The 7,356-nt window shown below is 65.3% G+C and carries 6 protein-coding genes; all 6 read left to right on the top strand.

The window, feature by feature from the left end:
- Nucleotides 1-389 precede the first annotated feature (389 nt).
- The 6 genes from FJY88_10280 to FJY88_10255 all read left to right on the top strand — a co-directional run bounded on the left by FJY88_10280 (nt 390) and on the right by FJY88_10255 (nt 7,038).
- Nucleotides 390-1,322 carry a response regulator gene (locus FJY88_10280; protein ID MBM3287718.1) on the top strand — a complete coding sequence of 311 codons (933 nt, stop codon included), beginning with the start codon at nt 390-392 and terminating at the stop codon, nt 1,320-1,322.
- 16 nt (nt 1,323-1,338) lie between these two features.
- Nucleotides 1,339-1,737: a response regulator gene (locus FJY88_10275; protein MBM3287717.1), complete on the top strand. Its 399-nt coding sequence runs from the start codon at nt 1,339-1,341 to the stop codon at nt 1,735-1,737.
- A gap of 364 nt (nt 1,738-2,101) precedes the next feature.
- Nucleotides 2,102-4,438, top strand: coding sequence for a DNA polymerase II (locus FJY88_10270; protein ID MBM3287716.1), 2,337 nt, complete (start codon nt 2,102-2,104; stop codon nt 4,436-4,438).
- A 284-nt stretch (nt 4,439-4,722) separates the two neighbouring features.
- On the top strand, nt 4,723-5,337 hold the full coding sequence (locus FJY88_10265; protein ID MBM3287715.1) for an RNA polymerase sigma factor: 615 nt from the start codon (nt 4,723-4,725) through the stop codon (nt 5,335-5,337).
- 88 nt (nt 5,338-5,425) lie between these two features.
- On the top strand, nt 5,426-6,331 hold the full coding sequence (locus FJY88_10260) for a hypothetical protein (GenBank protein ID MBM3287714.1): 906 nt from the start codon (nt 5,426-5,428) through the stop codon (nt 6,329-6,331).
- The gene (locus FJY88_10255) at nt 6,328-7,038 is read left to right on the top strand and encodes a hypothetical protein (GenBank protein MBM3287713.1); all 711 of its coding nucleotides are present in this window, start codon (nt 6,328-6,330) and stop codon (nt 7,036-7,038) included. The genes FJY88_10260 and FJY88_10255 overlap by 4 nt, the downstream gene beginning before the upstream one ends.
- Nucleotides 7,039-7,356 lie beyond the last annotated feature (318 nt).

Below are 7,356 nucleotides of genomic sequence, written 5' to 3'. Positions count from 1 at the left end.
GGCGAGCAGGCGCCCCGCGAGGAGGATGGGCCCCGCCGGTCCCCTCACCGGGCGAAAACCCCCAGCCGCGCCTCCGATCTTGGCGTGGTCGAGCGAATCGCACGCTTCAACGCAGCGAGGTCGCGCTCATGCAAACCGCCACGAGGAATCGCGGAGCATGGCACTTCGCAAGCGGGCAGGAACGCCCGCGCGCCCCCGGTGTTCTAGAGTCGCCGGATTCGCCGCGGTCTCCGGGCGCGAGGCGCATCCGGCCCAAGGATCCACTCTGGCATGGCGATTGCCTATCTTCTCGGTGCCGAGGAACCGCCTGGGCGCTAACGCGTGCGGTCGGGAATGCCGATACGCGGGGAAAAGCGCGGGCCCTGGCATAGACATCGGAGCGCGGGATCATGAGCCACGAGAGAATCTTGATCGTTGAAGACGAGGACTCGCTGAGGAAGGTTCTCAAGCTCCAGCTCGAGCATGCGGGCTACGAAGTCGAGACGGCGGAGGACGGCATCCAGGGACTCGAGAGCGTCCGGTCCAGGCCCCCCGATCTCGTTCTCCTCGATGTGATGATGCCCCGGATGGACGGGTCGGAGGTCTGCAGGCGACTGAAGGCGAACTTCCTCACGAGCCAGATCCCGGTGATCATGCTCACCGCCCTCGGCGGGTTGAAGGACAAGGTCGCCGGTCTGGATGTCGGAGCAAACGACTACCTGACCAAGCCGCACTCGCGCGAGGAGCTGCTCGCGCGGATGCGCAACATCCTGCAGTGGAGCAGGCTGCAGCGCCAGGCGAATCCGCTGACAGGCCTCCCCGGGAACGCCGCGATCGAGGCGGCGGCGACCCAGAGGATCGAGTCGGGCGCGGAGTTCGCGTTCCTCTACATCGACCTCGACCACTTCAAGGCCTTCAACGACTACTACAGCTACCAGGCCGGAGACGATGTGATTCGATGGACCGCCTCGGTGATCCTCGGCGCGGTGGCGAAGTACGGCAGCAAGGAGGACTTCGTCGGTCACGTCGGAGGCGACGACTTCGTCGCCTTCTCGACGCCGGAGCACGCGCGCGCAGTCGCCGCGGAGATCGTCCGGGAGTTCGACGAGAAGGTGCCGAGTTTCTACTCCGAAGAGGACCGCGAGCGGGGATTCGTGATGACGACGAACCGCCAGAATGTCCTCACCAAGATACCCCTCATGACCGTGACCATCGCCGGCGTGACCAGCATCGGCAGGGTCATCACCCACATCGGCCAGCTCTCCGACATCGCCGCCGAGCTGAAGCGCTACGGCAAGAGCCGGCCGGGCAGCGTCGTTGTCTGGGAACGGCGCGGAGACTGAGAACCTGGAGGAACCGGTGGATCGCAAACGCATCCTTGTTGTCGATGACGAGATCTACATCGTCCACATACTCGAGTTCAGCCTCACCATGGAGGGGTACCAGGTCCTCACCGCGGCCGACGGAGAGGAGGCCATGCGGCTCATCGAGCAGGAGCGGCCCGATCTGGTCGTCCTCGACATCATGATGCCCAAGATGGACGGCTACGAGGTCTGCCGCCGGCTGCGTCAGGACGAGCAGCTCAAGGGCATCCCGGTGATCCTGCTCTCCGCCAAGGGACGCGCCGTCGACCGCGAGGTCGGGCTCCAGGCCGGGGCGGACGACTACATCACGAAGCCGTTCAGCCCTCGCAAGCTCCTCGAGAAGATCCGCGACCTTCTCGATCGGGACGAGCTTCCCAAGGTGGTCGGGTTGTAAGGCCGCGCCCGCGTCGCCGGACTCGATCCGGCGGCGCGCCTCCTCTGGCCCTCCCCTCCCTCAGGAGGGGAGGGCTCTTGTTGTCCCCCGGCCATCCCCGCGGCTTGCCGATGCACCTTCCCCGTGCTAAGACTGAGCGCAGAGACGCGGGCTCCAAACCGGAGAGCCGCGGAACGAAGGAGGATTCGATGGGCAAAGAAAAGGATGTCAAGAAGGAGACGAAGAAGAAGGCCAAGAAGAGCCTGATGGAGAAGAGGGCCGAGAAGAAGGCCAAGAAGGAGGCCTAGACGGGCACGACGGGAGGGGCTCCAGCCGTTCGGACACAGCCTCGGGGTCTTCCGCCACGGGGGTCGACTCCGCCCCGATGCCACTAGGTTTCCTTCTCCATCCGACCTACCGGATCGAGAGCGGGCGCGCCGTAGTCCATCTCTTCGGCGCGCTCGACACGGGGGAGAGCTTCGTCGTCCGCGATGGCCGGACACGCCCCCACTTCTTCATCCGCGAAGCGGACTCCGCGCGCTCTCTCTCCCTCCTGGGGACCGGTGTCGAGTTCGCGCCGACCGAGCTGATCTCGATGAAAGGGGAACCGGTGGCGCGGGTGACCGTCCCGACCCCGCCCGACACGCCCGCGATCCGCGATCGACTCGCCTCCGCCGGAATCGCCTGTCTCGAGGCGGACATCCCGTTCGCGACCCGCTTCCTGATCGATCGGGGGCTGCGCGGAGCCATGCGCATCGAGGGGCCCTCCCGCCGCGGCCGGCTCGTGGATCGGATCTTCGAGGACGTCGAGCTCTTCCCGGCGGAGTGGACCCCGCAGCTCGACGTGCTTTCTGTCGACATAGAGACCGATGCCGCGGTGACCGGGCTGCTTTCCGTGGGTCTCTATGGCGAGAAGATCCGGGAGGTCCACCTGATCGATCCCGGCGGCGGACCGCTCCCGCCGGAAGCGGCCGGTTATGCGGATGAATCGAGCCTCCTCCGCGGCGCGATCGCCCGCATCCGCGCCGTTGATCCGGACATCCTGGTCGGATGGAATCTGATCGACTTCGACCTGTCATTCCTCGACACCCGCTGCAGGGCGCTCGGCATCCCCTTCCACATAGGGCGCGCCGATCTCCGCTGCTCGATCCGGGTCGATCGGTCGTTCTGGGGCTCCTCGCGCGCATCCATCCCCGGCCGCGTGGCTCTGGACGGAGTGGCGCTCCTGCGCGGCGCCTTCGTGCGGCTCCAGGACTACAAGCTCGAGACCGCCGCCCGGAAGGTGCTCGGCGAAGGGAAGCTGAGCGCGGCCCCGGGCCGCGCCTCCTGGATCGAAGCCGCGCACAAGAAAGATGTCGGGAAGTTCGTCGCCTACAACCTGACCGACGCGCGACTCGCATACGAGATCATCGAAAAGCTGCGGCTCGTTCCTCTCGCGATCCAGAGGAGCCTTCTCACCGGCATGCCGCTCGACCGGGTCGGCGCGTCGATCGCGTCGTTCGACTTTCTCTACCTTCACGAGCTGCGAAAGCGTGGCATGGTCGCGCCGAGCGTGGACGCGGAGGCGCCGGTCGAGCCGACGACCGGAGGGTACGTCCTGGACGCGGAGCCGGGCTTCTATGAGAGGATCCTCGTCTTCGATTACCGCAGCCTCTATCCGAGCATCATCCTGACCTTTCATCTCGATCCGCTCTCTCATGTCCCCGATCCGCTCTCTCATGTCCCCGATCCGGCCGGCGGGGAGGGCCTGATCCGGGCGCCGAACGGGGCCTTCTTCCGTCGAGGGGGAGGGATCCTGCCGGAGCTTCTCGAGAGATTCTTCCCCGAGCGGGAGCAGGCGAGGGCCCGCGGAGACGCGATCGGCTCGACGGCCTACAAGATCCTGATGAACTCCTTCTATGGGGTGCTGGGAACGCCCCGCTGCCGCTTCCATTCGCCGCCGACAGCGAACGCGATCACCCGCTTCGGTCAGACGATTCTGCTCTGGACGAAGAGGTTCATGGAGGATGAGGGATTTCGCGTCCTCTACGGGGATACCGACTCGCTCTTCATCGCGAGCGGAGCGGGGAGCCGAGAGGAGGCTCTCGCCTTGGGGAAGCGGCTCGCGGCGCGGGCGAACGAGGCGCTCGCGCGACACCTGAGGGAGGCCTACGGCGTCGAGAGCAGGCTATTCCTGCAGTTCGAGAGGCTCTACGACCGCTTCTTCCTGCCCGGTCTCAGGCACTCCCGGGAAGGGAGCAAGAAGCGCTATGCGGGATTGATCGTCCGTGGAGACCAGGAGGAGATCGTCTTCACGGGGCTCGAATCGGCCAGGAGGGATTGGACGGAGCTGGCGAAGCGCTTCCAGCACGATCTCCTCTGGCGCGTCTTCCGCGACGAGCCGGTCGAGGAGTTTATCCGGTCCATGGTCGAAGAGATCCGGACCGGCCGCCGCGACGCCGATCTGGTCTATACCAAGGCTCTGAGAAAGGAGCCGGAGAAGTACACGAAGACGACTCCCCCTCATGTGAAGGCGGCCAGGCAGATGACGGAGCGCGAGGGGAGGCTCGTGAACTACGTCATGACGACCGCGGGACCGGAGCCCGCGGACGGGGCTCGCAACCCCCTCGACTACGAGCATTACATCGAGAAACAGATCCGGCCGATCGCGGAGGCTGTCCTTTCCTGCCTGGGGAAGAGGTGGGACCAGGTCTGGTCGGGGCAGTCGGATCTGTTCTCCTGAGGCGACCGCTCCGCCAGGCCGACCGTTTGCATCGGCGCACCCCGACAAGACCCGGGGCGGCCGGTCGAGGACTGTGCCTAACCTGTTGTCCTATATTGCGTTGACTGTCCCCCCCCGGCATGTCGATCGGCCGCAGCCCCTCCTGCGCGGGCCTTCGCGCTCGCCGATGACTTTGAACGAGGGAACGCCCCTCGGCGTCTAGCCGGGTACACGCGGTTGAGGAACCATCCTCCGGGACAGACAGACGAAGACGGTCTACCCTCCGGTCGAATGGACCCACCGACATACGGCAGATCCGGATCGCCGGCGGCAGGAGGAGCGGGTTGGACTCCCTGAGCGACGAACAGCTCGTCTCATTGACGCAGCAGGGAAACACGCAGGCCTTCAACCAGCTGACCGCGCGCTGGGAGACCAGCATCTATCGCTTCGCGCTTAGGAACCTGGGCAACAGCGAGGACGCGAGGGACATCTGCCAGGAGGCGTTGCTCAAGGCCTATCTGCAGATTAAGAAGTTGCGGGAGGGGGGCAAGTTCAAGGCATGGCTGCATCACATCGCCCTCAATCTCATAAGAGACCGGTTCCGCTCCCCGAGGAGCAGGACGGAGGTTCGATCCATCGATGCGGAAGATCAGCAGAGCGGGCCCTTCGCCATGCAGATGGCAGAGCAGAACCGCACGCACGCCGCGATGGAGCGGGGGGTCATGATGCGTACCGCGGAGGCGATTCTCGGCAAGATCCCGGAGGAACAGAGGTGGGCCATCATGCTTCGCGAGTATCACGGGTTCAGCTCGGAGGAGATCGGGGAGATCACGGGAGTCCCGGCGGCGACGGTCCGCACAAGGATCTTCTACGGCCTGCGTTCGGTGCGAAGGATGCTTGGCGAGCAGGGGGCCGGCTGAGCGCGGGAACGGATCATGGACGGCGCGGCCGCCGGATGATCGAAGGCGGGGCGCGAGCGCGGATCCGCCCCGAGGGAGGCACAACGAGATGACAGACAAGAGGCGCGAGGAGATGAGGGACGGGAGGCGCGGCGAGATGACGGAGAATCCCCTCGATCCACGTCTCGAGAAACTTGTCGCCCTCCTCTATGGGGAGCTCTCGGGCGACGAGGAGCGCATGCTCAGGCGGCTCATCGAGGAGGACGACGAACTGCGCGCCCACTGGGAAGACCTGGTCGCCTCTCGATCCTTTCTGGGGACCTGGGACGTGACCGATCAGCCCCCGCGGTTCGTCTTTGTCGACGACGACGCCGGCGTAGAGTCGCGCCCCGTCGCGGTCCCCGGCCGGGTAGGTTGGGCGGCGCGGCTGCGCGGAGTGCTTACCGCGACTCCATGGGCCGTAAGCGTCGCCGCGTGCCTGGTCGCCGTTCTCGCGGTGAGCGGTTTCCGCGTCACGAGGACGGATGCGGGATTCGCCTTCGGCTTCGAGCGGGGGCAGTCGCCAGCGGCCCGGGACGGCGATCTCTCCCGTCTCGATCCGGCGTCGGGTCCCCTGGCGAGCTCGCGGATGGGACGGGAAGGAACGCTCGAGCCCGGCGGGCGCGCGAGCGCGCAGCAGGCTGACGAGCGAGTTCCCTACTTCACGAAGGAGGAGTTCGACGCCTACTCGACCGGTATGATCCAGGCGGTCGTCGCGCTCCTGAACGACTACGCGCGCCAGAGGGACCAGCAGGTGGCTGGCTACCTCCAGGCGAGCCTGGGTGACGTCGTCGATCGTCAGACCGAGGACTACAACGAGCTGCGGTCGCGCATCGAGGCGCTCAACGTCGGGCTTCTCGAAGAGAGGCTCCGCAGTCGCTCGAACATCGATAGAATCGTAGGGTCTCTGGGTGGAGGCTCCGCCGCGCAGGCCGTCGATTCAACCATCACACCTGGGGAAGGAGTAATCAGATGAGGTCGAGATATCATAGCGGCATCAGCAAGGGCGGCATCGCCATCCTTGGCATCGCGTCGACGGCCCTGTTGGGATTGATCTGCGGGCCGGTCTGGTCTCAGGACTCCCCGGCGTCCAGCAAGATGCTCCGGCAGATCGGAGTCATGGAGCGCATCATCGACAAGGTCCTCATCGACAGCCCGAACTTCCTCGTGCACGGGTCCGAGAACACGCACGGCCTCTACCTCGACGGGTATGGCGCGATCTTCGGCTTCGAGGCTTCGCTGACAAGCGACGGATTCGATCTCGGCGCGACGCTCATGGGCCTGAACGATGTCTTCGAGACCAAGGTGGACGATGAGGGGAATGAATATATCGTCATCAAGAAGTCGAAGAAGATCGACACGCCCGGCAAGCCGCGCAAGGACGACAAGGAAGGCGATCGGGAGAAGCGGCTCATCGAGATCGAACACGATCGCCAGAAGCGCTTCGAGGCGGGCAAGGAGGAGCTGGTCCAGGTGCTCCTCGACTATGGCGAGACCATGACGATCATCCGCGATGGCGAGTGGTTCCTGATTGCCGGCTACATGCAGAAGCTGACCTTCTCAAAGGAGAAGGAGATCACGCGCGTGATCGTCAAGGCGAAGGCCCAGGACCTGAAGAGCTACTCCGCGGGAGACATCAGCGAGGCCGTGATGCGCTCGAGAGTGCAGATCGAGGAGTACTAGGCCCCCTGATTGCCATCGCGGGAGAGCCCGCGGTCAGCGAGTTCGCGGACATCAGGACGGCTCCCCGGCGCAACGATCCGCCCGATCAATGCCGGGGAGCCGTCGACTGTCGGCGCCTCGCGTTGTACGGGCCTTCTTGATCTCTCTGCCCAACGCCGGATCGAGACTCACGAGGTAGATGCTGTGCTGTCCCATGCGGTTACCTTTGAGGCGTTCGATGCGATTGCCAGGCGGAAAGCCCAGGTCTTGCAGTTCCTGCGCCCGGTTGACTTGGTCCAGTTTCCTTTGCGCCACCGCGATTCTACTCATAGTGCTTGA

The sequence above is a fragment of the Candidatus Eisenbacteria bacterium genome (assembly GCA_016867495.1).
GTDB lineage: Bacteria > Eisenbacteria > RBG-16-71-46 > CAIMUX01 > VGJL01 > VGJL01.
Note: the sequence above shows the minus strand (reverse complement) of the source record. Positions and strands in the feature narration are given on the sequence as shown.

Excerpts from the sequence above, each read along its gene's own strand:
- FJY88_10270 (MBM3287716.1), top strand. The coding sequence starts at position 2,102 with ATGCCACTAGGTTTCCTTCTCCATCCGACCTACCGGATCGAGAGCGGG.
- FJY88_10280 (MBM3287718.1), top strand. The coding sequence starts at position 390 with ATGAGCCACGAGAGAATCTTGATCGTTGAAGACGAGGACTCGCTGAGG.
- FJY88_10255 (MBM3287713.1), top strand. The coding sequence starts at position 6,328 with ATGAGGTCGAGATATCATAGCGGCATCAGCAAGGGCGGCATCGCCATC.
- FJY88_10260 (MBM3287714.1), top strand. The coding sequence starts at position 5,426 with ATGACAGACAAGAGGCGCGAGGAGATGAGGGACGGGAGGCGCGGCGAG.